Source organism: Paenarthrobacter sp. PPS72 (assembly GCF_048537125.1).
GTDB classification, from domain to species: domain Bacteria; phylum Actinomycetota; class Actinomycetes; order Actinomycetales; family Micrococcaceae; genus Arthrobacter; species Arthrobacter nitroguajacolicus_E.
In genome coordinates this window covers 33,704-55,452 of sequence record NZ_JBLYIE010000036.1, presented here as the reverse complement: position 1 = coordinate 55,452, position 21,749 = coordinate 33,704, and the positions used below count along the sequence as shown (strand labels likewise).

Below are 21,749 nucleotides of genomic sequence, written 5' to 3'. Positions count from 1 at the left end.
CCATCGTCGCCAAAACCCTCCAGTTGCTGGCGGCGCGGGGCGAAGTCGAGGAGGGCGCGCCGTCGTACGCTATTGACCGCTACAAACTGCTGGACGTGAACGCCGGCACCACCGGCGGAGCAGGCGGCGACGCCTAAACAGCCCGCATCAACAAAAATGGCGGCAGCGTTCGTGAAGAACGCTGCCGCCAATTGCTGTTTAGCGGGTTTCGTTGAACCGGACTTAGGTGCCCAGGTTCCTTCTATCGACCACGAAGCCGGTTGCCGCATTCTCGCGAACTGCGTTGATACCAGCCACTACCGCTTTCAGGTTGGGGAACTGCGGCGACACTGCCACAACCGTTCCATCCTCCGCGGTGAGCCGGAACCGAAATGAGTTGGTTCCTGCCTTGAGAATTTCAAAACTGCCAGCCATTTTCCCCTGTTCTTTCACGCCACGTTGCGTATCCGAGCTGACTTCATAACTCCCTCATCGACCATATCGGCCATTTCAGACCACCAAAAGCCCTACTCAGCGGTAATTTACAACCGATATTGGTAGATCTCTTGGAAAGAACCACAGGAGGTAGAGACCGCATGCAGCCCCGCGCGTATCGTGAGGATATGACTGACACCGGCACGGCCCCCACCACGGGCGTGCTCCTCGCTGCTGGCGCAGGAACGCGGCTGGGTCGCGGACCCAAGGCGCTGCTCCCGTTCCGCGGCAGGACCTTGGTGGAAGTACTCGCCGATACCCTGTTCGACGGCGGTTGCCGCGAGGTTGTGGTGGTGCTCGGCGCCGAAGCCGATCATGTCCGGCGGAGCACCGACTTGGGCACCCATGTGGTGGTGGAGAACGAAAATTGGGCCAAGGGAATGGCCGGTTCCTTCCGCGCCGGCATTGACGCCGCCACGGAAGGCAACAGCATCATGGTGGCACTGGTGGACCAGCCCGGCTTGACCCCGACGGCGGTGAGCAGGTTGCTGGGCAGCCACCGTTCCGGCCGGGTCACCGCAGCTGCCTACCCTGATGAGTCCGGACATCTGAAGCGTCGGCACCCGGTGATTTTCGACGTCGGACTCCGTGCCGAAGCAGCCGCGGCCGCTAACGGCGACACGGGTGCCCGTTCGTTCCTCAAGGCCCATCCAGGGCTGGTGGACTTGGTGGACTGCAGCGACCTCTGCTCCGGTGAGGACCTGGACACCAAGGCGCAGCTCCACCTTTTGGACGGTTAGCGGGCGGGTAAATTAGGGACATGATCCGCATCGCAACTGACGATCCCGCACGCCCCGATGTCCACCAACTCCTCAGCGAGCACCTGGCCGACATGTTCGCCACGTCCCCGGCGGAAAGCGTTCATGCACTGGACCACTCGGCATTGACGCACGAGTCGATCACGTTCTGGACCGCCCGCGAGGATGGCGCCTTGCTGGGCTGTGGAGCGCTGAAGACGTTGTCCCCCGGGCATGCCGAGATCAAATCAATGCGCACTGCTTCCGCTGCACGCGGACGTGGAGTGGCCACCCGAATGCTGGAGCACATCATGGCCGAAGCCGCCCGGCTGGGTTGCGAACGTGTGAGCCTGGAGACGGGAACAGAGGAGTACTTCGCTCCCGCCCGTCGGCTGTACGCACGGCACGGTTTCACGGAGTGCCCGCCGTTCGGGGATTACGCCCTGGACCCGAACAGTGTGTTCATGGAGCTCGCGGTCGCCCCCAAGTAGCTGGCATTAGTGGTTGTTCCCAGGGCTGGGAACAACCACTAATGCGACTCAGTTGGGGATCAGGGTGCGGTCGCGGACGGCCAGGTAAATCTTGTCCCGCGCGATGGGCAGCTCGCCGAAACGGATCCCGGTTGCGTTACGGATCGCGTTGGCCAAGGCGGGAGCCACCGGATTGAACGGGCTCTCGCTCATGGACTTCGCACCGAGCGGACCGGTGGAGTCGTTGGTGGTGGCGAAGTAGACCTCGCTCCGGGGCACGTCCGCGAATGACGGAATGTGGTACTGCCGCAGGATGTCCGTGGTGACCCGACCGGCGTCGTCCACTTTCACTTCCTCGTAGAGCACCGCGCCGAGGGCCTGCGCAATGCCGCCCTCAATCTGCCCGCGGCACTGCCTCGGGTTCACCACCACGCCGGCGTCCGCAGCCTGAACACTCTGCAGGATCCGCAACTCACCGGTTCCCGTATTAACGGCAACCCTGAAGCCGTGGACGTTGAATGCCACCGACCGCGGCGTCCCTCCCCAGTTACCGTCCGTGGCGAGTCGAACGCCTTGCAGCCGGGCGGCGTCGGCGATTTCCGTCAGCGGCACCGTACGCTCGCCGCAGTCAACCGCTCCGTCCACCAAGCGGCAATCGGTCAAGGCTACACCGGTCAGGGACGCGGCAACAGTCTGGATCCGGGTAGCGAGTTCCAGCGCCGCGCCGAGTGTCGCCTTGCCGGCCACCACGGTTCCGGCCGAACCGAACGCGCCGGTATCGTGCTCAAGGAGGTCCGTATCGGACTGACGCACGGTCACCTTGGACGCGGTGGTTGCCAGTGCCGTGGCAGCCAATTGCGCGTGCACAGTTGTGGTGCCGTTCCCGAACTCGGCAGTACCGACGTCGACGGCGAACCTTCCGTTCGCTTCCAAACTCACCCGGGTGTGGGCGAAGTGGCCGCGCGGCGGGACGGTGTCGATCATGGACAGGGCCGAGCCCTCCCCCACCACCCAATCCGGTCCGAGGTCATCCAGCCCTGCCGCCCGGTAGCGCTCCTTGCCACGATCCAAGGCATCCCGAACCAAGGAAACACACTGATCCAGCCCATAGCTTCCGTAATGGACGTCCTCTTCAGGCTCGGGCGTTGTAGAGAGCATGTGATCGCCGGGCCGGACCATGTTCTTGAGCCGGAACTCGAGCGGATCCATGCCGATCCCGATGGCCAGCTCATCAATGGCCGACTCAATCGCGAAGATCATCTGGCTCAGCCCATACCCGCGGAAAGCGCCCGCGGGAACGGTATTGGTGTAGACGGCGTGGGCATCCACTTTCTTGTTCACGCACTTGTAGACGGCCAGCGACTCACCGCAGCCGTGGAACATCACGCCGGGAGCGTGGTTTCCGTAAGCGCCGGTATTGGTGAGGACATTCAATTGCAGGGCAGTGAGCGAACCATCGCGGCTGGCACCCGCCTTCAGGTGAATGGTGAAGGGATGCCGGGTGGTGGTGGCCGTGAACTGCTCCGTACGGGTGAACTCCAACTGCACGGGCCTGCGCAGCGCCAAAGCGGCGAGAGCCACAAGATCCTCTGTCAGGACTTCCTGCTTGCCGCCGAATCCGCCGCCGACCCTGCCGGCCACCACGCGAATGGTCTCGGGCGCAAGGTTGAACACCCGGCTCAACGTCCGCTTCACCAGGAAAGGAACCTGCGTGGAGGAACGGATCATCAAGCGGCCGTCCCCATCCAGCCAAGCGATGGCGGCATGCGTTTCCATGGCCACGTGCTGCACGCGTTGGGTTTGGTACGTGTGCTCGTGGATGAAATCGGCAGCCGCGAAACCGTCGGCAACACTGCCCAGTTCCGCGTGAACCTCTGCCACCACGTTGTGATGCGGCCGGGAAATGCGGGAGAAGACTCCGTCCTTTTCCCCGTGAATCGCCGGGGCACCGGGCAGGATGGCCTCCTGCGGCGTGAACACCGGTTCCAGGAGCTCGTACTTCACTTCCAGTGCCCGGGCACCGGCCTCGGCTGCACCCACGGATTCAGCGACTACCGCCGCAACGCGCTGACCGATGAAGCGCACCACGTTGTCCAGCACGCGGGTATCGTCCGGATCGTCGGTGTAATTCTCGTGCTGGGCCGTGGAAAACAGCAGCTGCGGCGCGTCCTCGTGCGTAAACACCGCAACGACGCCGGGAACAGCCAGGGCCGGGGCCTTGCCGATGGACACAATCCGGGCATGCGGGTACGGCGATCGCAGGAGCTTCATGTGCAGCATTCCGGGGAGTTCGCCGGCGGGAACGTCCAGGCTGTAGCGTGCGGTTCCGGTCACCACGGCCTGCCCGGCGGGAGCGGGAACGTTGTCCCCGAGCTGGCCTGGCGTGGCTGGAACGGCGGCGGGCGTCTGCGTCCCCCGTACTGACTGCGCCCCCTGAATTGACTGCGCCCCCTGAACTGCTTGCGCCCCCGGAACTACTTGCGCCCCCGAAACGTCAGCTCCGGCGTCGTGCTGGTGGTCGCCTCCGTGCGCCTCACCGGAACCGCCGCCGTGACCGCAGACCGCGTCCGCGATGGAGCGGTAACCGGTGCAGCGGCACAGGTTGCCCTTGAGGTTGCGGGGCAGGTTGGCGCGTTGCTCGTCGTCGAACGTTGCGGCGGTCATCATCATTCCGGCTGTGCAGAAGCCGCACTGGAAACCCTGGGCCTCGAGGAACTGCTCCTGCACAGGGTGCAGCCCCTCTTCGGAGGCGAGGCCCTCGATAGTGGTGACTGCTTTGCCCTCTGCTCGGACTGCCGGGTAGATGCAGCTGTGGACCGGCTTTCCGTCGACGTGCACGGTACAGGCACCGCAGTCGCCGCCGTCGCAGCCCTTCTTGACTCCGAAATTTCCTTCCTCGCGGAGGAAAGTGCGGAGGCATTGCCCGGGGCGGGGCGTGGCCTGCGAGGCAGAACCATTGATCTCAATTGCCATTGCGGGCCTCCTTCTGCTGGATGCTTGGTACGGCTGGCTGGGTGGAGGGCTGGGGTGAGGTGGCGTGTGGCGGCCAGAAATCGCCGGACACGGTCATCGATTCGCCCAGCAGCTCGGCCCGGATCTCCTCGGCCAGCTTGAACGTCATGTCACGCCGCCACGCAGGCAGCCCGTGGATGTCATCGTGGTACAGCGGCCACGGAATGGAATCGCCGACGGCGTCAGCCAAGGTCCCGGCGTCGGGAACCTGCCCGGCGGCGAACCTTAGCTGTACCGGCCTTTTGGTGGACGCGGTCACGGTGATGACCAGGCCGCCGTCGGGGTCGAGTCGGCCGATCAGCAGCACGCCGGAGCGGCCAAGGTTGCTCAGGGACAAGCGTCGGAAAGCGACGCGGGCGGACAGCGCTGATGCGGAAAGACTGATGCTGCGGAGCAACTCCCCCGGCGCCAGGACCGTCTGCATATCGCCTGTGACGACCTCGGCCACGGGCACCGCCCGGCTGCTGCCGTCCGGGCTCAGGATAGTGGCTACGCCGTCGAGTCCAGCGCAGAGCGAGGTCATAGGCCCCGCCGGCAAGCCTGTGCAGATATTGCCGCCCACCGTGGACATGTTCCAAATTTTGAACGAGGCCACAAACGACTCGCAGCACGGGCGGATCAGCGCCAGTCCAGGCCATTCGCGGTTGGCTGTCTCCGCAGACCGTGGCAGTGCGTAAAGCTCGGCGACGGTGCAGGTGGCGGCCAGTTCGATTCCCGCATCGGTGACCGTGATCGCGGGCCACTCTGCCTGCCCCAGGTCAAGGAGCCGCTTCAAAACAGTGCTGCCATAGGAGAAAAGGACAGTGCCCCCGGCGAGCCAGGCATCGCCGTCGCGCCATTGTGCCGGGTCCGTGGTGGGGACCACGGCCTCGATGGTGTTCATGTCCATGGGTCCTCCTGAGTGAGGTGTTGAGGGGCGGTGTGAGTCGGTGCGGTGTGAGTCGGTGCCGGGTGAATTGGTCCGGTGCTGTCCTTGAGGGAAGGGAAACCGGGTGCCTCGGACGTCTTCCGGCCCGCACCGCGCTCAGCGATGATTTCGGCGGTGATGGAAACCGCAACTTCGGCAGGTGTAACAGCACCAAGGTTAAGTCCGATGGGCGAATGCAGCCGCTCCAGGGACTCCGGTGGTGTGCCGGCCTCGAGCAAAGCGTCGATCCGTTGGCGGTGGCTGCGACGGGAACCCATCGCACCGACATATGCCAGGTTAAGCCGGAGGGCGCTCTCAAGCAGGGGGACGTCGAACTTGGGATCGTGGGTCAGGATGCAGACCACCGTTCGGGCGTCGATGCGCCCTGCGGCTGACTCCCGTTCAAGGTAGCGATGCGGCCACTCGGTGACCACTTGGTCTGCTCCTGCGAACCGCGCCTGCTTTGCGAAGGCAGGCCGCGCGTCGCACAGCGTGACGTTGTAGCCGAGGAGCTGCCCGGCAGGTAGCAGTGCTGCGCCGAAGTCATTGGCGCCGAAGATCAGCATCCGGGCTGCGGGCAAGCGGCTTTCCACCAGCAGGGTGATCGGCTCCGGTTGAGTTTCCTCCTGTGGGGGCCTGGCCAACCTCTCCGTGGTGACCCAGCCATCAATGCAGCCTTCCGGCGGTGCCAGACGGACCAAGCCGGCACGGCCACCCTGGAGCAGCGGCTCCACCTGGGCAGCGGCGGCGAAAAGTGTGGAGGGGTGGTCGCCCAACAGTTTGGCCAGTTCCTGGGACTCCATGGCCCGGAACCGCACAGGATCGTCCACCACCATGACACCGCCTTGGGCATCGAGCCGGCGGATCAGGGCTGCAGGACGCCGGGTTTGGGCAAAAACAGAAAGTTCAGGCGATCCTGCCCGGAGCGGCTGGATATGGACTTCCAGTTCCCCACCACAGGTAAGGCCGACGGCGAACGCGTCCTCGGAACTGTAGCCGAACGACTCAAGGCGAGGGCCGCCGTCGCGCATTGCTTCCAACGCCGCTTCCACCACGGCACCTTCCACGCAACCGCCGGACAAACTTCCCAGGATTTCGCCGTTTTCAGAGACCAGCATTGAGGTTCCCATGGGCCGGGGCACGGAGCCGCCGGTCCCCACGATCGTGGCCACAGCACACAATTGGCCGGAGACCGCAGGCCGCCAGCTGCCCAGTGAAGGCATCAGATCCAGCATGGCAACACATCCTTATTCCAGGTGTCCCGGCCGGATGGCCCGGCCGGAGCAGTGCGCGATCTTGCCTCATATTCTCATTTCCAGAGGAGGTAGTCGCGATTAATCAGTAAAAGTGCGGGTTCATAGGAACGGGGGCAAGGGCTTCATCTCCCTGCCCCCGTTCCCTGACGGAGCACCGGTGCCCGTTCCTGAATCATCAGGGCCGCCGCCCGCCGTCGTGCCTGTTATATAGGGACGACGACGGCGGGCGCCTATTCGTGCGGTGGGTACCGGCGGACCGCCGATCGGAGTGCCGGAATGATGCCCGCCGGCGCGGGGTGCGGCTCCGGGCTAGACGCCCATCAGCGCGTTGATGGGGCCGCGGGCGAAGTAGATGATGAAGCCGGCCGTGACCACCCACATGAGCGGGTGAACCTTCTTGGCCTTGCCCGACGCCGCGCTGATCACCGCGAAGGAGATGAATCCGACGCCGATGCCGTTGGCGATGGAGTAGGTCAGTGGCATGGTCACGATGGTCAGGAACGCCGGGAGGGCGATGGAGAACTTGGTGAACTTGATCTCGCGGATCTGCGCCATCATCATCGCACCCACCACCACCAGGGCTGCCGCTGCAACTTCCAACGGCACCACCGACGTGAGCGGCGTGAAGAACATGGAGCCCAGGAACAGCAGGCCGGTAACCACCGAGGCCAAGCCGGTCCGTGCGCCTTCGCCGATGCCCGCAGCCGAGTCGATGTACACGGTATTGGACGAACCCGACGTTGCGCCGCCCACCACTGCGCCCATGCCTTCAACAATGAAGGCTGACTTCAGCTTGGGGAACGTTCCGTCCTTATGTGCCACGCCAGCGCTCTTGGCCAGGCCCGTCATGGTGCCCATGGCGTCGAAGAAGTTGGTGAACACCAAGGTGAAGACCAACATGGTGGCCGCCAACCCGCCGATCCTGGCGAAGGAGCCGAAGAGATCAAACTGGCCCACCAGGCTCAAGTCCGGGACGGACACCAGCTGGCTCGACAGGATGGGCACGTTGAGGTGCCAGCCGCCGGGGTTCTCGGCGCTGCCGGGACCGATGCGGAACACGGCCTCGGCAACGGCGGCGAGGACAGTGGTGGCGACGATGCCGATGAGCAGGCCGCCCTGAATCTTGCGTGCCACGAGGATGCCCATGGTCAGCAGTCCAATGATGAAGACAAGAGTGGGGATGGAGGTGATGGAGCCGTTATCGCCGAGCTGGACCGGTGGGCCGCCCGTGGTTGCCCGGACGAACCCGGAATCCACGAAGCCGATGAAGGCGATGAACAGGCCGATGCCAACGGTGATGGCGGCCTTGAGCTCCTTGGGGACTGCCTTGAAGATTGCCGTCCGGGCGCCGGTGGCACCGAAGATTACGATCAGGATGCCGTTGATGACCACCAGGCCCATGGCTTCAGGCCATGTGACTTCCTGGATGACCGCGACGGCGAGGAACGAGTTGATGCCCAGGCCGGCTGCGAGGCCGAAGGGCAGGTTGGCGACGAGGCCAAAAATGATGGTCATGACGCCGGCGGTCAGGCCGGTGACGGCGCCAACCTGTGCAGCTGAGAGCCAGCCGCCTGCGACGTCGGTAGGGGCGTTTTCCGCCGAGAAACCGCCCAGGATCAGCGGGTTCAGGATGACGATGTACGCCATGGTGAAGAAGGTGACCAGGCCGCCGCGGAATTCGCGGGCCAGCGTGGAGCCACGCTTGGAGATCTGGAAAAACTTATCCAGAAAGGAGTTCGACACCGGGGGCTTCTTGTTGCCATCAGCCAGGCCGGTTGCCGTGTGCTTTGCTGCTGTGGGCCCTGCGCCTTTGCCCCCGTTGGGGAGGAGCGCAGCCTGCTTTTCAGCTGCTGTCTGCATTTCTGCGGGATCCAGGATTGTCATGTCAGCCACCGGGCCCTAGTAGTCAATCCTGGAATCAAGCGTGTTCCATGTGTTGAACGGCTGGAGGGCCGCCGGAGCCTGGGGGTCGCCCAGTTCCAGCTTGGCTACCGGCATCAGCGCGTCCCGGTTGTCGTTCTCGAAGTACTCGTAGAAGACAGCGTCATCGAAGCCCACGGATGCGGCGTCGTGGCGGTCTGCGGCAAAGAACACGCGGTCCACGCGTGCCCAGAGTGCTGAGGCCAGGCACATGGGGCACGGCTCGCAGCTGGTGTAGAGGGTTGCTCCGCTGAGATCGAAGGTTCCCAGTTCGCGGCAGGCGTTACGGATGGCCGTGACTTCTGCGTGTGCGGTGGGATCGTTCGTGGCGGTAACGCGGTTGACGCCTTCGAAGGCTCGTCCGTCCGCGGTGACAATGACGGCGCCGAAGGGGCCTCCACTGTTGAGGACATTGGCTGTGGCCAGCTCAATGGATGTGGCCAGGAATTGCTCGGCCGTGACGGTTGTACTCATGTTGCGACTTCCTTAGTGCTGAGGAAGCCAGGTGACCTGTTTGGGGGCGCTACAGAGAGGAGCTCCAGTTAGCTTGGTTACCAGGCTTCAGCATGTGCGATGAAGGTTAAGTTGCGCCTGGTAGATAGCTTCCCGAGGTCCGGGTGCCCGCCTTTGGCAGTTAGAGCGTAGCACCAGGTTTGTGAGCCGCGCCATAGTTTTTTGAAAATTTAATTTCGTCATGCGAAATTACTTTGAGGGCGGGCCAGTCACGGTTTTGGCACCCGAATGTGACTGCCGGCCGCCCCCGCAGGCGTTGACGGCCGCCGTCGTCCATTTTACGCTGTAGAGACCGGGCCGCTCTCTGGCGGACCCGCAACCTGGATCAGCAGACAGGGCCTAACTGAGCTGGAACGCGCACACGCCGACCAGACAAGGAACCTGCAATGACCCCTCTTTGGATCAAGAACCCGCTGGGTATCTTCACCGCAAACGACCTCGACGCCGGCGGCGGACTGGTGGTTTCCGACTCCGGCACCATCATTGAGCTGGTGCCCTCGGGCGGGCAGCCCTCCACGCCCTGCACCGTCTTTGATGCTTCCGCGCACGTGGTCCTGCCCGGGCTCATCAACACCCACCACCACTTCTACCAGACCCTCACCCGCGCCTGGGGTCCCGTGGCCAACGCGCCGCTGTTCCCCTGGCTGCAGAACCTCTACCCCGTGTGGGCCAGGCTGACCCCGCGCAGCCTGGAGCTCGCCGTGCAGGTTGCACTGGCTGAGCTGCTGCTCTCCGGCTGCACCACCGCGGCCGACCACCACTACCTCTTCCCCGACGGCATGGAAGACGCCATTGACATTGAGGTGGCCGCAGTCCGCGCCATGGGGATGCGCGCCACGCTGACCCGCGGATCCATGACCTTGGGAGAGGACGACGGCGGGCTGCCGCCCAGGACCACGGTCCAGTCACCTGAGGCGATCCTTGCGGACAGCGAACGGCTGATCCGGCAGTATCACGAGACCGGTGACGGGGCTGTTGTGCAGATCGCGCTGGCCCCGTGTTCGCCCTTCTCGGTGACCAAGGAGATCATGGCCGAATCTGCGGCCATGGCTGAGCGGTTCGATGTCCGGCTGCACACGCACCTCGCTGAGACGATCGATGAGGAAGATTTCTGCCGGTCCATGTTTGGGCTGCGGACCGTGGACTATTTGGAATCCGTGGGCTGGCTGGGGTCCCGCACTTGGCTTGGACACGGCATCCACTTTAACGACGAGGAGATTGCGCGGCTGGGAGCTGCAGGAACAGCGGTGGCCCACTGCCCGACGTCGAACATGCGCCTCGCCTCCGGCACCGCGCGCGTCCTGGAACTCGAGGCAGCCGGGGTTCCCGTGGGGCTGGGAGTGGATGGTTCGGCGTCGAACGATGCCTCCAACATGATCCTCGAGGCACGGCAGGCCCTGTATTTGCAGCGCCTCCGCTACGGCGCCTCGGTCCCCGTGGAACGTGCACTGGGCTGGGCCACCCGCGGATCCGCCGCAGTTTTGGGACGGTCCGATATTGGCCAGTTGGCGCCCGGACTTCAGGCGGACCTGGCCTTGTTCAAGCCGGACGAGCTGCGGTTTTCAGGCAGCCACGATCCCGTGGCCGCCCTGCTGCTCTGTGGCGCCGACCGGGCGGATCGGGTGATGGTGGGGGGTTCCTGGCGCGTGGTGGACGGCGCGATCCCCGGGCTTGATGTGGCAGGGCTGATCGCCGAGCACTCGGCGGCGGCGCGGAAGTTGGTTGCGGGGTAGGTTTTCGATTTCTCGGGTTGTGGCCCGTTTCGACGGTTCCCTGCGCAATAGACGGCAGGAGTCGTCTAATGCGCAGTGAGCCGTCTATTCGGCTGCGCGGAGAGCCCGAAGCACGCGCATCTTGAACTCGTGCTCCTGAAAAAGATCCCGCCATTTGATGCGAATGAAGGTCCAGCCGAGCTCCGTCAGGGCTTTTTCGCGTTGCCTCTCCTTGTAGATCACCTCGTCCGTGGGCGCGTAATCGAAGTACTTTGTGCGCCCGTCGAACTCCATGGCCACCTTCTTGTTGCGCCACGCGAAGTCGAGACGGTGCCTGCCTTCAACCGTGCGGACTTCCACTTGGAGTTCGGGCGGTTCAATCCGGAGACGCTGGAGCAGCTCGCGCGTCAGGGTCTCTCCGGGAGACTCGGAACGCGGGTCCGCATTTCGCAGGGCTCGGCGCAACGTCAGCACTCCACCTCTCCGCGCGAGCGCATCACACATTGACTCCAGGCGGGCAGAATCCGCGCCGATGCGAAGGGCATGGTCCATCAAGACCAAGGCTTGCCTGGAATTCAAGGTCAGGCAACAATCCACGACGGTCCGCTCAAGGGTTGTACACGGAAGTCCGTCCAAGAACGTCACGTCGCCCTCATTGAACACTCCGGAGTGGGCGACTACATCGCGACCATGCGAAACAGGCGACGGTGTTGTCTTCTGGGTGACGTGCACCAGGTCGTCGACATCCCACAAAAACAAGCGGTGGAGGCGGGCCGCGGAGGTGTGGCTGTAGACCAAGCCGCCACCCGACGTCGTAAGCGTTCCATGGGCATGCGCGGCGATGAGTTGTCGGCTGCGCACCCAGGATTTCTCCGCGGCCCAGGTGCTGCCCCGGATGTAGCAACCTCTGCGGAGCCTCACCAAGACTCCGCTTTGCACCATCCTGGCGATCGCGCGGGCGTTGAATCCCGCCTCGTTGAGTTCGGAAGTACGCCAGAGGTTGATCCCTGAAGGGAGCTCCGAGGGGGCAGTTTTAGTCATAGACCAAGCCTCGTTAGAACCCACCGACTTGGGACAGGCATGCTCAGTCCTATGTGGAAAAGTCCGAATAGACGGCTTGCTGCGGGTTAGGCGAGTCCTACCGTCTAAGGCGCAGCGAGGCATCGAAATGGCGGCGGGGTGGAGGTGAGGGCATGCGGAAAGGCGGGTGATACCTCCCCAGGTATCACCCGCCTCATTGGCTCTGTTGCGCAGAGTCCGTCCCCGTAAAGGGCCCACGGCGGCAGGGTGCCCTGTCCGAGCTTGCGAGGAAAGGGTGCCGCCGGGGATCTAGGGGCGCTGCCGGCCGAACACCGGGAGCGCGCGCAGCCAACGGGAGAACCCGCCGGCTTTGCGGTCACAGTCGGCCGGAATGTAGAAGTCCGGATCTGTTGCACCGAAGGGCAGGTACAGCTCCTGACCCGGCGCCGGGAATTCCACGACGTTGTTCGTATCCTTCGAGTCCATCTGTTCCTCCTCTTTCTCATGCCATCAGTTTCCGCTCTTCGGAAAACTTTTATTGTTATGTGGAAAGTCTAAGCAGGGGTGAAGCAAGGCGTCAAGGCCCCTGCCAGAGCCAAGTAAGTTGCCCCGGTCACATTTGGCTGGTTCATAACGATCCTTGGGAACCCATATACACAGGCCGAAATCATGCGCTACTCTCGAATGAGTTCGTGGCGCAGGTCACGTAACCTGAGAGCAGCAGGCAGGGTCGTAATGAGCTGGCATCAATGGATGTCGGCTCTTTTTTGTTGGGTCGGCTCCACCAGAAACGCGGTGGAAACACGCGCTTAATTTCATTGATGGAACCTAGGTTCCACCTCACAGAAGTTGGGATATGACCATGAGCAACAACATCGTCCTCGGCGAAAACCAGTACGGCAAAGCAGAAGTCCGCGTCGTCAAAGTCACTCGGGATACGGACCGCCACCACATCGAAGACCTGAACGTCACCTCGCAGCTGCGTGGCGACTTCCAGGCCGCACACCTCCAGGGCGACAACGGCCACGTCGTTGCCACCGACACCCAGAAGAACACGGTCTACGCATTCGCCCGTGAAGGCATCGGCTCACCCGAGTCCTTCCTGCTCCGCCTCGCGGACCACTTCACCGGCGGATTCGACTGGGTCACCGGCGGCCGCTGGGAAGCCGAGGCCTACAGCTGGGATCGCATCCAGGCCCACGGCGAGGGACACGACCACAGCTTCGTCCGCAACGGACAAGAGGTGCGTACCGCCGTCGTCGTCCGTGATGGCGCAACCACACACCTTATTTCCGGCCTCAAGGACCTGACCGTCCTGAAGACCACGCAGTCCGGTTTTGTCGGCTACCCGCGCGACAAGTACACCACCCTGCCGGAAACCACCGATCGCATCCTCGCCACGGACGTATCCGCCCGCTGGCGCTACAACACCAACCTGGACTTCGCCGGCACCGACTTCAACAAGAGCTACGAAGACATCAAGGCCCTCCTGCTTGAAGGCTTCACCGAGAACTACTCCCACGCCCTGCAGCAGACGCTGTTCGACATGGGCAAGAAGGTCCTGGAAGCACACAGCGAAGTGGACGAGATCAAGTTCTCCATGCCCAACAAGCACCACTTCCTGGTTGACCTGAGCCCGTTCGGCCTGGACAACCCCAACGAGGTCTTCTTCGCGGCTGACCGCCCGTACGGCCTGATCGAAGCTACGGTCCAGCGCGAGGACATCGCCGCTGCTCCCGTTGCCTGGAGCGGCATCGCCGGCTTCTGCTAAACCCGCACTAAACAAGTAACACCGCACCATCCAAGGGTTTGTGTGCAGGTCCCCCCGACGGCGCCCCGTAAAGGCCGGACCTGCACACAAACCCAACCCCAACAACCCAAGATTTTGTTAGCCAGACACAGTTAGCCAGACGAAGACGTCTGCCATGAACCCAGAAAGTCTGCCATGAACATCAAGAAAAAATCCCGTCCTGCGAATACCACCTCTTCGCAGTCGCACAAGCCGGAACGTCCCGAGGACAAGCGGCTCTCCATTGGAAGCACCTTCGCTTACGGCTTCCAGCACGTCCTCACCATGTACGGCGGAATCATTGCCCCTCCGCTGATCATCGGTGCAGCCGCCGGCATGTCCTCGCAGGATATCGGCCTCCTCATCGCCGCCTGTTTGTTCGTTGGCGGACTGGCCACCATCCTGCAGACCGTGGGTATCCCGTGGTTCGGCTCGCAGCTGCCATTGGTCCAGGGTGTCTCGTTCGCCGGCGTTTCCACCATGGTGGCGATCGTCCAAGGCGGCGGCGGGATCCAGGCGGTGTTCGGCTCGGTCATTGTGGCTTCGCTGATCGGCTTGGCGATCACTCCCCTGTTCTCCAAGATCATCAAGTTCTTCCCACCCGTTGTCACAGGCACCGTGATCACGACCATCGGCCTGACATTGATGCCGGTGGCAGCAAACTGGGCCATGGGCGGCAACGCCAAGGCAGAGAACTACGGCAGCATGGCCAACATCGGCCTCGCGGCAGCAACCATGGGCGTCGTCCTGCTCCTGAGCAAGGTTGGCAACGCGGCCATTTCGAGGCTCTCAATCCTGCTGGCCATGGTCATCGGCACCATCATTGCGCTCATTGCCGGCATGGCTGACTTCTCCAAGGTTGGCCAGGGCGACATTGTCGCATTCCCCACGCCGTTCGCCTTCGGTGCTCCCACCTTTGAAATTGCCGCGATCATCTCCATGCTCATCGTCATCCTGGTGACCCTGACGGAAACCTCGGCAGACATCATCGCAGTGGGCGAGATCGTAGATACCAAGGTGGACTCCCGCCGCATCGGCGACGGCCTCCGCGCAGACATGCTCTCCAGCGCCATCTCCCCGCTGTTCAACTCCTTTACGCAGAGCGCCTTCGCCCAGAACGTTGGCCTCGTGGCCATCACGGGCATCAAGAGCCGCTTCGTGGTCAGCGCCGGCGGACTCATCCTGGTGGTCCTCGGCCTCCTGCCGATCCTTGGCCGGGTTGTCGCAGCGGTTCCGACGCCCGTCCTGGGCGGCGCCGGCGTCGTGCTCTTCGGTACGGTAGCTGCCAGCGGTATCCGCACCCTGGCGAAGGTCGAGTACAAGAACAACATGAACCTGATCATCGTGGCTGCCTCGATCGGTTTCGGCATGATCCCGATCGCCGCCCCGAAGTTCTACGACCAGTTCCCGTCCTGGTTCGCCACGATCTTCCACTCCGGCATCAGCTCGGCAGCGGTCATGGCCATCCTGCTGAACATCCTCTTCAACCACTTCAAGGCCGGCAACTCGGACAACCAGTCGGTGTTCGTTGCGGGCACCGACAGGATCGTCAGCGAAGAGGACATCAAGTGCCTCAGCGAGGGCGACAGGTTCGAGAACGGCAAACTGATCGACGCCGACGGCAAGGAAGTCCCGCTCAAGACCTCCAGCGCGTCAGAGCACTAGCTCGCTAACCGGGCGAATGACAGTAGGCGGCAGCGTTTCCTTGGGGGACGCTGCCGCCTTTGTCGCGTCCCGAGACGACAAATAATGCCCATGTTTTTGGGAAACATGGGCATTAAGTGCCAACTCGGCGGGAGCCGGGAGGCCGGGGGTGAGTACTAGTTCTGGTTGAGCTCCGCGGAGATCGCCATAGCGGCCTCACGAAGCATGGGCACGGCGCGATCGGCGAAACTCTGGTCAACACGGGTGATCGGACCGGAGACGGAGATCGCGGTGGGAGTGGGCGCGTTGGGCACGGCCATGGCGAAGCAGCGGACGCCGAGCTCCTGCTCTTCCTCGTCAATGGAGTAGCCGCGTTCGCGGATGAGCTTCAGGTCAGCCAGAAGGGAGTCGATGTCCCCGATGCTCTTGGCTGTGGGAGTGGGCATGCCGGTGCGGGCCACAATGCCGCGGACCACTTCGTCGTCCAGCTGGGCCAGGATGGCTTTACCCACCCCGGTATCGTGCGTGTGGGCGCGGCGGCCAACCTCGGTGAACATGCGCATGGAGTGCATGGACGGGACCTGGGCAACGTAGATGACCATGTCCGAATCAAGCACGGCCATGTTGGAGGTCTCGCCAAGGCGTTCCACGAGGGTCTTCAACTGCGGCCGGGCCACTGCACCGAGCTGCTTGCTGGCACCTTCGCCGAGCCGGATGAGCCGAGGGCCCAGGGCATAGCGGCGGTTGGGCAGTTGGCGGATGTAGCCCAGGGACACCAGGGTCCTCAAAAGGCGATGGATGGTGGGCAAGGGCAGGTCAGTGGATGACGAGAGCTCGCTCAGGGTGACATCGCCACCTGCATCCGTGATCAGTTCCAACAGTTCAAAGACGCGCTCAACGGACTGCACGCCTCCGGAGGCTTTTTCAGCCATTCCCTTGTCTCCAATGACTCAGATTCCGACAACTCTTATCCGCATCGTGAAAAGAATTGCTTAGAACACCCAACATACAGCACAGCGTCCACCTGCGCGATGACACCGATCATGACCAAGCAAGGGGTTGTGTTTCCACTTTGTAGATAATAATATCCATAATACGAAAACATTCAGTTTGGAACGGCGGCCCGGGAACGGGCCTTACAGGAGGAATTTCAATGGCGAATCCGAGCCCCGGAAACTCGATCACCCTGCGCGTCGCCGCACCGTCGAGCTTCACCGCTACCAGCGAACTGGCAGCAGCCGTCGGCGCAGCCGGTGCAGCAATCACCGCGCTGGACGTCACGGAATCCCACCACGAGACGATCGTTGTTGACGTCACCTGCAACACCACCGATGACGACCATGCAGCCCGCGTCAAGGACGCCCTGAACGCGCTCGACGGCGTCACCGTCCAGCACGTCTCGGACCGCACCTTCCTCATGCACCTCGGCGGCAAGCTCGAGGTCGTCCCCAAAGTAGCCCTGCGCAACCGTGACGATCTCTCGCGTGCCTACACTCCCGGCGTCGCCCGTGTTTGCATGGCTATAGCAGAAGACCCGGCCGCGGCCCGCAACCTCACGGTCAAGCGCAACACCATCGCCGTCCTCACCGACGGCTCGGCTGTCCTGGGCTTGGGCAACATCGGCCCCGCCGCTGCCCTTCCCGTGATGGAAGGCAAGGCTGCGCTCTTCAAGCAGTTCGCCAACGTGGACGCCTGGCCGGTCTGCCTGGACACCCAGGACACCGAAGAAATCATCATGATCGCCAAGGCCATGGCCCCCGTCTACGGCGGCATCAACCTCGAAGACATCGCCGCACCGCGCTGCTTCGAAATCGAGAACCGACTCCGCGAAGAGCTGGACATCCCGGTGTTCCACGATGACCAGCACGGCACCGCGATTGTTACCCTCGCGGCCTTGGTCAACGCCCTCCGCGTGGTGGACAAAAAGCTCTCCGAGGTGAAGATCGTGGTTTCGGGCGTCGGCGCCGCCGGCTCGGCCATCATCCAGCTCCTAAAGGCCCAGGGCGCGCAGCACATCATCGCCGCCGGCCGTTCCGGCGCCATCCACTCCGGCGAGGAATACGGCGACGAGCACCGCAGCTGGATCGCCGCGAACACCAACGAAGAAGGCTTCTCCGGAACCCTGCACGACGCCCTCAAGGGAGCGGACGTCTTCATCGGTGTCTCCGCCCCGCACGTGATCGGCGAAGAGCAGGTTGCTTCAATGGCTGAGAACGCAATCGTGTTCGCCATGGCCAACCCGACGCCGGAAATTGATCCGGTTGTTGCATCCAAGCACGCAGCCGTGGTCGCCACCGGTCGCAGCGACTTCCCCAACCAGATCAACAACGTGCTGGCCTTCCCGGGCTTCTTCCGGGGCCTGCTGGACGCCGGCGCTTCTGACATCACACCGAACATGCTGGTGGCCGCCGCCGAGGCAATTGCCAACCGGGTGGCTGACGATGAGCTCAACGCGAGTTACATTATCCCCAGCGTCTTCGATCCCCATGTTGCCGCCGACGTTGCGACCGCCGTAGCCAACGCTGCGCACGCCAACGCCGCCAGCGCACTCTAGAAAAAGGAATCCGCTCACATGGCTATCACAGTCACCGATCCCCGGCCGATCGATCGCGCCGAGGAAATCCTCACCCCCAAGGCGCTGGCCTTCATCGAGGAACTGCACAAGCGCTTTGCCGGGACCCGCAACGAACTGCTGGAAGCCCGCGGCGTAAAGCGCCAGAAGGTTGCTGACACCAGCCGCCTGGACTTCCTTCCGGAAACCCAGGAAATCCGCGACGGCGACTGGAAAGTTGCCGAGGCACCGGCAGCTTTGCAGGACCGCCGCGTTGAAATGACCGGCCCGGCAACCCCGGCCAAGATGGCCATCAATGCCCTCAACTCCGGCGCCAAGGTGTGGCTGGCGGACCTCGAAGACGCCAGCACGCCCACGTGGCCCAACGTCATCGACGCCATCCTGAACCTCCGCGACGCCGCGCAGGGCACCCTGAGCTACACCTCGCCCGAGGGCAAGGAATACCGTCTCCGCACCGATGCTCCCTTGGCCGTCGTAGTGGCCCGCCCGCGCGGCTGGCACATGGAAGAAAACCACCTGCTGATCGACGGCGAACCCGCGGTGGGTGCGCTGGTGGACTTCGGCCTGCACTTCTTCCACATCGCCAAGCAGTTGCTCCTCAACGGTCATGGCCCGTACTACTACTTGCCCAAGATGGAGAGCCACCTGGAGGCCCGCCTCTGGAACGACGTCTTCGTGTTCGCACAGGACTTCCTCGGCATCCCGCAGGGCAGCGTCCGCGCCACGGTCCTCATCGAGACCATCCCGGCAGCGTTCGAGATGGACGAGATCCTCTACGAACTGCGCCACCACGCCTCCGGCCTGAACGCAGGCCGTTGGGACTACCTCTTCAGCATCATCAAGTACTTCCGTGATGCCGGCGAAGAGTTCGTCCTGCCTGACCGCGCCACCGTTGCCATGACCGCTCCGTTCATGCGCGCCTACACCGAGCTCCTGGTCAAGACCTGCCACAAGCGCGGCGCCTTCGCCATGGGTGGCATGGCCGCCGTCATCCCCAACCGCAAGCAGCCGGACGTCACCGCCGCAGCCTTCGACAAGGTCCGCGCCGACAAGACCCGCGAGGCAAACGATGGCTTTGACGGCTCGTGGGTTGCGCACCCGGACCTGGTCTCCACCTGCCGCGAAGTCTTTGACTCGGTACTTGGCGACCGTCCCAACCAGCTGGACAAGCAGCGCCCCGAGGTGAGCGTCACCCCCGAGCAGCTGATCGACGTCGCATCCGCCGGCGGCACCGTGACCGAAGCCGGCCTGCGGCTGAACCTGTACGTCGCCGTCGCCTACACGGGCGTCTGGATTTCCGGCAGCGGTGCCGTCGCCATCCACAACCTGATGGAAGACGCCGCGACGGCGGAGATCTCCCGTTCACAGGTGTGGCAGCAGCTGCGCAACAAGTCCGTCCTGGCGGACACGGGCAACACCGTGACCCGCGAACTGGTCACCCGCATCCTGGGCGAAGAAACCGAGCGCCTGCGCATCGAATTCGGCGACGAGAACTTCGCGAAGTACTACGAGCCTGCGTCCAAGCTGATCGAAGACATTTGTTTGTCCGACGATTACACGGACTTCCTCACCACGCCGGCGTACGAGCTGGTGGGCTGAGATGGGCTCATTCTCTTCGTCTGACCTGGCTCACATCGAGTCGCAGCTCGAGGCGACGGACCAGTTGCTGGACCGCAACTACCCCGGCGACGACGGCTCGCGCCAGCCCATCCACACCGTCTACATCCCGGCCGACCGCTTCACGCCCACCTTCGTGGCGGACTGGGGTGCGCAGGCACTCGCGACGGCGGAAGGCCACGGCGGATTGGAAAAGCTGGGCCGGCTGTTGGGCCAGGAGTCTCATTTGGCAGCAGCTGTTGCCTCCCGGGTGGCTTCCAAGCTGGCTGCTGAACCGATCGAGGACCTCCGCTTGGACTTCGAAGACGGCTACGGTAATCGCGGCGATGAGGCTGAAGACGCCGACGCCGTGGCTGCCGCCAACGCCGTTGCAGCTGCGGTTGCGGCCGGAACAGCTCCGCCGTTCATCGGCATCCGCTTCAAGTGCTTCGAAGCACCCACCCGCGCACGCGGCCTGAAGACACTGGACCTGTTCGTGTCCACGCTGGCTGAGGCAGGCGAACTCCCCGCCGGCCTGATCCTCACCCTGCCCAAGGTCACCGCGGTGGCCCAGGTCCAGGCGATGGACTTCGCAGTGTCCCGCCTTGAGGAAGTCCACGGGCTTCCCGCCGGCCGGCTCCGCTTCGAAGTGCAGGTGGAAACTCCGCAGCTCATTATCGGTGCTGACGGAACCTCGCCTGTAGCCCAACTCCCCCATGTTGTTCCGGGCCGCATCAGCGCCCTGCACTACGGGACGTACGATTACAGCGCTTCACTGGGAATCTCCGCGGAATACCAGTCCATGGAGCACCCCGTGGCCGACTTCGCCAAGGAAGTCATGCAGCTCGCCGTCGCCGGAACGGGCATCCGCCTCTCCGACGGTTCCACCAACATCATCCCCGTGGGCGATGCCGTGGAAGATGCTTGGAAGTTGCACGGCCGCTTGGTTCGTCGCTCCCTGGAAAACGGCTACTACCAGGGCTGGGATCTCCACGCCGCCCAGCTCCCCAGCCGTTTCTCGGCGTCGTACGCTTTCTACCGCGAAGGCCTCCCCGCAGCGGCGCTGCGCCTGCGCAACTACGTGGAGCGCACCGAAGGCGGCGTCATGGACGAGCCCGCCACCGCCCGGGCCCTCGCCGGCTTCGTCCTCCGCGGCGTCCAGTGCGGCGCAGTGGGGACCGACGAGGTCAAGGCGCTTGCCGGCGTCGAACTTTCACAGCTGACCGCACTGGCGCACCCGCGGCTCGCGCAACCGACTTCCCACTGATAGGAGCATTTCGCATGGGCAAGTACTACTACCCGCAGGGCGGCCTGCCGCCTCAGACCCACCTCACCACAGAGCGGGCCATCGTCACCGAGGCGTACACGGTGATCCCCAAGGGCGTCATGACGGACATCGTCACCAGCAACCTGCCGGGCTTCACCAACACGCGCTCGTGGATCATCGCGCGACCGATCTCCGGCTTCGCCACCACGTTCTCCCAGCTGATCGTGGAGATCGCTCCGGGCGGCGGGGCTCCCAAGGCGGAGTTCGAGTCCGGCGTCGAAGGCGTCATCTTCGTCACCAAGGGCCAAGTCAACCTGACCCTCGACGGCGAGCTGCACCCCCTCGAAGAGGGCGGCTACGCGTACCTCGCAGCCGGCGCCGAGTGGGGCCTGGAGAACGTGTCCAACGACATCGTGTCCTTCCACTGGATCCGCAAAGCCTACGAGCGCCTGGAAGGTTTCGAAGCCAAGTCCTTCGTCACCAACGAGAAGGACGTGGAACCCACCTCCATGCCTGACACGGATGACGTCTGGAAGACCACGCGCTTCACCGATTCCAGCGACCTGGCCCACGACATGCAGGTCAACATCGTCACCTTCCAGCCCGGCGGCGTGATCCCCTTCCCGGAGACCCACGTCATGGAGCACGGACTCTACGTCCTCGAGGGCAAGGCCATGTACCTGCTCAACAACGACTGGGTTGAGGTGGAAGCCGGCGACTTCATGTGGCTGCGTGCGTTCTGCCCGCAGGCTTGCTACGCCGGTGGCCCGGGCGAGTTCCGTTACCTGCTGTACAAGGACATGAACCGCCAGGTGAAGCTCACCTAGTCTTTGCTTCCCTTGTGCGCCGAGATCGCCGGA

Annotated in this window: 18 protein-coding genes; 9 read left to right on the top strand and 9 right to left on the bottom strand. The window is 63.6% G+C overall.

From position 1 onward, the window contains the following. Positions 1-222 precede the first annotated feature (222 nt). On the bottom strand, positions 223-414 hold the full coding sequence (locus tag ACLRGI_RS15095; protein WP_044569301.1) for a YegP family protein: 192 nt from the start codon (positions 412-414) through the stop codon (positions 223-225). Between the two features lie 161 nt (positions 415-575). Between ACLRGI_RS15095 and nboR the strand changes: the two genes are divergently transcribed. Together nboR and ACLRGI_RS15085 are read left to right on the top strand one after the other, a co-directional pair. Further along, positions 576-1,214: a nicotine blue oxidoreductase gene (gene nboR / locus ACLRGI_RS15090; RefSeq protein WP_419202436.1), complete on the top strand. Its 639-nt coding sequence runs from the start codon at positions 576-578 to the stop codon at positions 1,212-1,214. 20 nt (positions 1,215-1,234) lie between these two features. After that, positions 1,235-1,702 (top strand): GNAT family N-acetyltransferase, encoded by a 468-nt coding sequence (locus tag ACLRGI_RS15085; protein ID WP_419202435.1) that lies wholly within the window; start codon positions 1,235-1,237, stop codon positions 1,700-1,702. Between the two features lie 48 nt (positions 1,703-1,750). Here the strand turns inward: ACLRGI_RS15085 and ACLRGI_RS15080 are convergent, their stop codons facing one another. From ACLRGI_RS15080 to ACLRGI_RS15060, 5 genes are all read right to left on the bottom strand, one after another. Next, positions 1,751-4,654: a molybdopterin-dependent oxidoreductase gene (locus tag ACLRGI_RS15080; RefSeq protein WP_419202434.1), complete on the bottom strand. Its 2,904-nt coding sequence runs from the start codon at positions 4,652-4,654 to the stop codon at positions 1,751-1,753. Further along, a complete protein-coding gene (locus ACLRGI_RS15075) occupies positions 4,644-5,582 on the bottom strand; it encodes an FAD binding domain-containing protein (RefSeq protein WP_419202433.1) in 939 nt (312 codons plus the stop codon). The genes ACLRGI_RS15080 and ACLRGI_RS15075 overlap by 11 nt, the downstream gene beginning before the upstream one ends. Then, positions 5,573-6,835, bottom strand: a complete 1,263-nt coding sequence (locus ACLRGI_RS15070; RefSeq protein ID WP_419202432.1) for an XdhC family protein — start codon at positions 6,833-6,835, stop codon at positions 5,573-5,575. The genes ACLRGI_RS15075 and ACLRGI_RS15070 overlap by 10 nt, the downstream gene beginning before the upstream one ends. Positions 6,836-7,165: 330 nt before the next feature. Beyond that, positions 7,166-8,749 (bottom strand): NCS2 family permease, encoded by a 1,584-nt coding sequence (locus ACLRGI_RS15065; protein ID WP_419202431.1) that lies wholly within the window; start codon positions 8,747-8,749, stop codon positions 7,166-7,168. A 6-nt stretch (positions 8,750-8,755) separates the two neighbouring features. Then, positions 8,756-9,250 carry a nucleoside deaminase gene (locus tag ACLRGI_RS15060; RefSeq protein WP_017200639.1) on the bottom strand — a complete coding sequence of 165 codons (495 nt, stop codon included), beginning with the start codon at positions 9,248-9,250 and terminating at the stop codon, positions 8,756-8,758. Positions 9,251-9,675: 425 nt separating this feature from the next. Here ACLRGI_RS15060 and ACLRGI_RS15055 point away from each other — a divergent pair, with 425 nt between their 5' ends. Next, the gene (locus ACLRGI_RS15055) at positions 9,676-11,022 is read left to right on the top strand and encodes an 8-oxoguanine deaminase (protein WP_419202430.1); all 1,347 of its coding nucleotides are present in this window, start codon (positions 9,676-9,678) and stop codon (positions 11,020-11,022) included. 84 nt (positions 11,023-11,106) lie between these two features. On the opposite strand, the gene ACLRGI_RS15050 is transcribed toward ACLRGI_RS15055, so the two are convergent. Both ACLRGI_RS15050 and ACLRGI_RS15045 read right to left on the bottom strand, forming a co-directional pair. Next, positions 11,107-12,042: a type IV toxin-antitoxin system AbiEi family antitoxin domain-containing protein gene (locus tag ACLRGI_RS15050; RefSeq protein ID WP_419202429.1), complete on the bottom strand. Its 936-nt coding sequence runs from the start codon at positions 12,040-12,042 to the stop codon at positions 11,107-11,109. Between the two features lie 288 nt (positions 12,043-12,330). Further along, entirely contained in the window at positions 12,331-12,507 is a 177-nt protein-coding gene (locus ACLRGI_RS15045) for a hypothetical protein (RefSeq protein ID WP_014922716.1), read from the bottom strand. A 370-nt stretch (positions 12,508-12,877) separates the two neighbouring features. On the opposite strand from ACLRGI_RS15045, the gene pucL reads away from it, so the two are divergent. Together pucL and ACLRGI_RS15035 are read left to right on the top strand one after the other, a co-directional pair. Beyond that, a complete protein-coding gene (pucL, locus tag ACLRGI_RS15040) occupies positions 12,878-13,792 on the top strand; it encodes a factor-independent urate hydroxylase (RefSeq protein WP_419202428.1) in 915 nt (304 codons plus the stop codon). A gap of 174 nt (positions 13,793-13,966) precedes the next feature. Then, on the top strand, positions 13,967-15,475 hold the full coding sequence (locus ACLRGI_RS15035) for a nucleobase:cation symporter-2 family protein (protein WP_419202427.1): 1,509 nt from the start codon (positions 13,967-13,969) through the stop codon (positions 15,473-15,475). Positions 15,476-15,630: 155 nt separating this feature from the next. Here the strand turns inward: ACLRGI_RS15035 and ACLRGI_RS15030 are convergent, their stop codons facing one another. After that, on the bottom strand, positions 15,631-16,386 hold the full coding sequence (locus tag ACLRGI_RS15030) for an IclR family transcriptional regulator (protein ID WP_011776026.1): 756 nt from the start codon (positions 16,384-16,386) through the stop codon (positions 15,631-15,633). A 221-nt stretch (positions 16,387-16,607) separates the two neighbouring features. Here ACLRGI_RS15030 and ACLRGI_RS15025 point away from each other — a divergent pair, with 221 nt between their 5' ends. From ACLRGI_RS15025 to ACLRGI_RS15010, 4 genes are read left to right on the top strand one after another with little or no spacing between them, the layout of a single operon-like run. After that, positions 16,608-18,008: an NAD-dependent malic enzyme gene (locus ACLRGI_RS15025; protein WP_159733163.1), complete on the top strand. Its 1,401-nt coding sequence runs from the start codon at positions 16,608-16,610 to the stop codon at positions 18,006-18,008. Positions 18,009-18,026: 18 nt separating this feature from the next. Next, positions 18,027-19,625, top strand: coding sequence for a malate synthase A (gene aceB, locus ACLRGI_RS15020; RefSeq protein ID WP_419202426.1), 1,599 nt, complete (start codon positions 18,027-18,029; stop codon positions 19,623-19,625). Between the two features lies 1 nt (position 19,626). After that, positions 19,627-20,889, top strand: coding sequence for a DUF6986 family protein (locus ACLRGI_RS15015; protein ID WP_419202425.1), 1,263 nt, complete (start codon positions 19,627-19,629; stop codon positions 20,887-20,889). A 14-nt stretch (positions 20,890-20,903) separates the two neighbouring features. Then, positions 20,904-21,716 (top strand): bifunctional allantoicase/(S)-ureidoglycine aminohydrolase, encoded by an 813-nt coding sequence (locus ACLRGI_RS15010; protein WP_419202424.1) that lies wholly within the window; start codon positions 20,904-20,906, stop codon positions 21,714-21,716. The last annotated feature ends 33 nt before the right edge of the window (positions 21,717-21,749 follow it).

Bases quoted from the DNA above. Each gene is read 5' to 3' on its own strand.
- ACLRGI_RS15015 (WP_419202425.1), top strand. From the start codon at position 19,627: ATGGGCTCATTCTCTTCGTCTGACCTGGCTCACATCGAGTCGCAGCTC.
- ACLRGI_RS15085 (WP_419202435.1), top strand. From the start codon at position 1,235: ATGATCCGCATCGCAACTGACGATCCCGCACGCCCCGATGTCCACCAA.
- ACLRGI_RS15080 (WP_419202434.1), bottom strand. From the start codon at position 4,654: ATGGCAATTGAGATCAATGGTTCTGCCTCGCAGGCCACGCCCCGCCCC.
- ACLRGI_RS15045 (WP_014922716.1), bottom strand. From the start codon at position 12,507: ATGGACTCGAAGGATACGAACAACGTCGTGGAATTCCCGGCGCCGGGT.
- ACLRGI_RS15095 (WP_044569301.1), bottom strand. From the start codon at position 414: ATGGCTGGCAGTTTTGAAATTCTCAAGGCAGGAACCAACTCATTTCGG.
- pucL (WP_419202428.1), top strand. From the start codon at position 12,878: ATGACCATGAGCAACAACATCGTCCTCGGCGAAAACCAGTACGGCAAA.
- ACLRGI_RS15060 (WP_017200639.1), bottom strand. From the start codon at position 9,250: ATGAGTACAACCGTCACGGCCGAGCAATTCCTGGCCACATCCATTGAG.
- ACLRGI_RS15075 (WP_419202433.1), bottom strand. From the start codon at position 5,582: ATGGACATGAACACCATCGAGGCCGTGGTCCCCACCACGGACCCGGCA.
- nboR (WP_419202436.1), top strand. From the start codon at position 576: ATGCAGCCCCGCGCGTATCGTGAGGATATGACTGACACCGGCACGGCC.
- ACLRGI_RS15050 (WP_419202429.1), bottom strand. From the start codon at position 12,042: ATGACTAAAACTGCCCCCTCGGAGCTCCCTTCAGGGATCAACCTCTGG.
- ACLRGI_RS15070 (WP_419202432.1), bottom strand. From the start codon at position 6,835: ATGCTGGATCTGATGCCTTCACTGGGCAGCTGGCGGCCTGCGGTCTCC.
- aceB (WP_419202426.1), top strand. From the start codon at position 18,027: ATGGCTATCACAGTCACCGATCCCCGGCCGATCGATCGCGCCGAGGAA.
- ACLRGI_RS15030 (WP_011776026.1), bottom strand. From the start codon at position 16,386: ATGGCTGAAAAAGCCTCCGGAGGCGTGCAGTCCGTTGAGCGCGTCTTT.
- ACLRGI_RS15035 (WP_419202427.1), top strand. From the start codon at position 13,967: ATGAACATCAAGAAAAAATCCCGTCCTGCGAATACCACCTCTTCGCAG.
- ACLRGI_RS15025 (WP_159733163.1), top strand. From the start codon at position 16,608: ATGGCGAATCCGAGCCCCGGAAACTCGATCACCCTGCGCGTCGCCGCA.
- ACLRGI_RS15055 (WP_419202430.1), top strand. From the start codon at position 9,676: ATGACCCCTCTTTGGATCAAGAACCCGCTGGGTATCTTCACCGCAAAC.
- ACLRGI_RS15010 (WP_419202424.1), top strand. From the start codon at position 20,904: ATGGGCAAGTACTACTACCCGCAGGGCGGCCTGCCGCCTCAGACCCAC.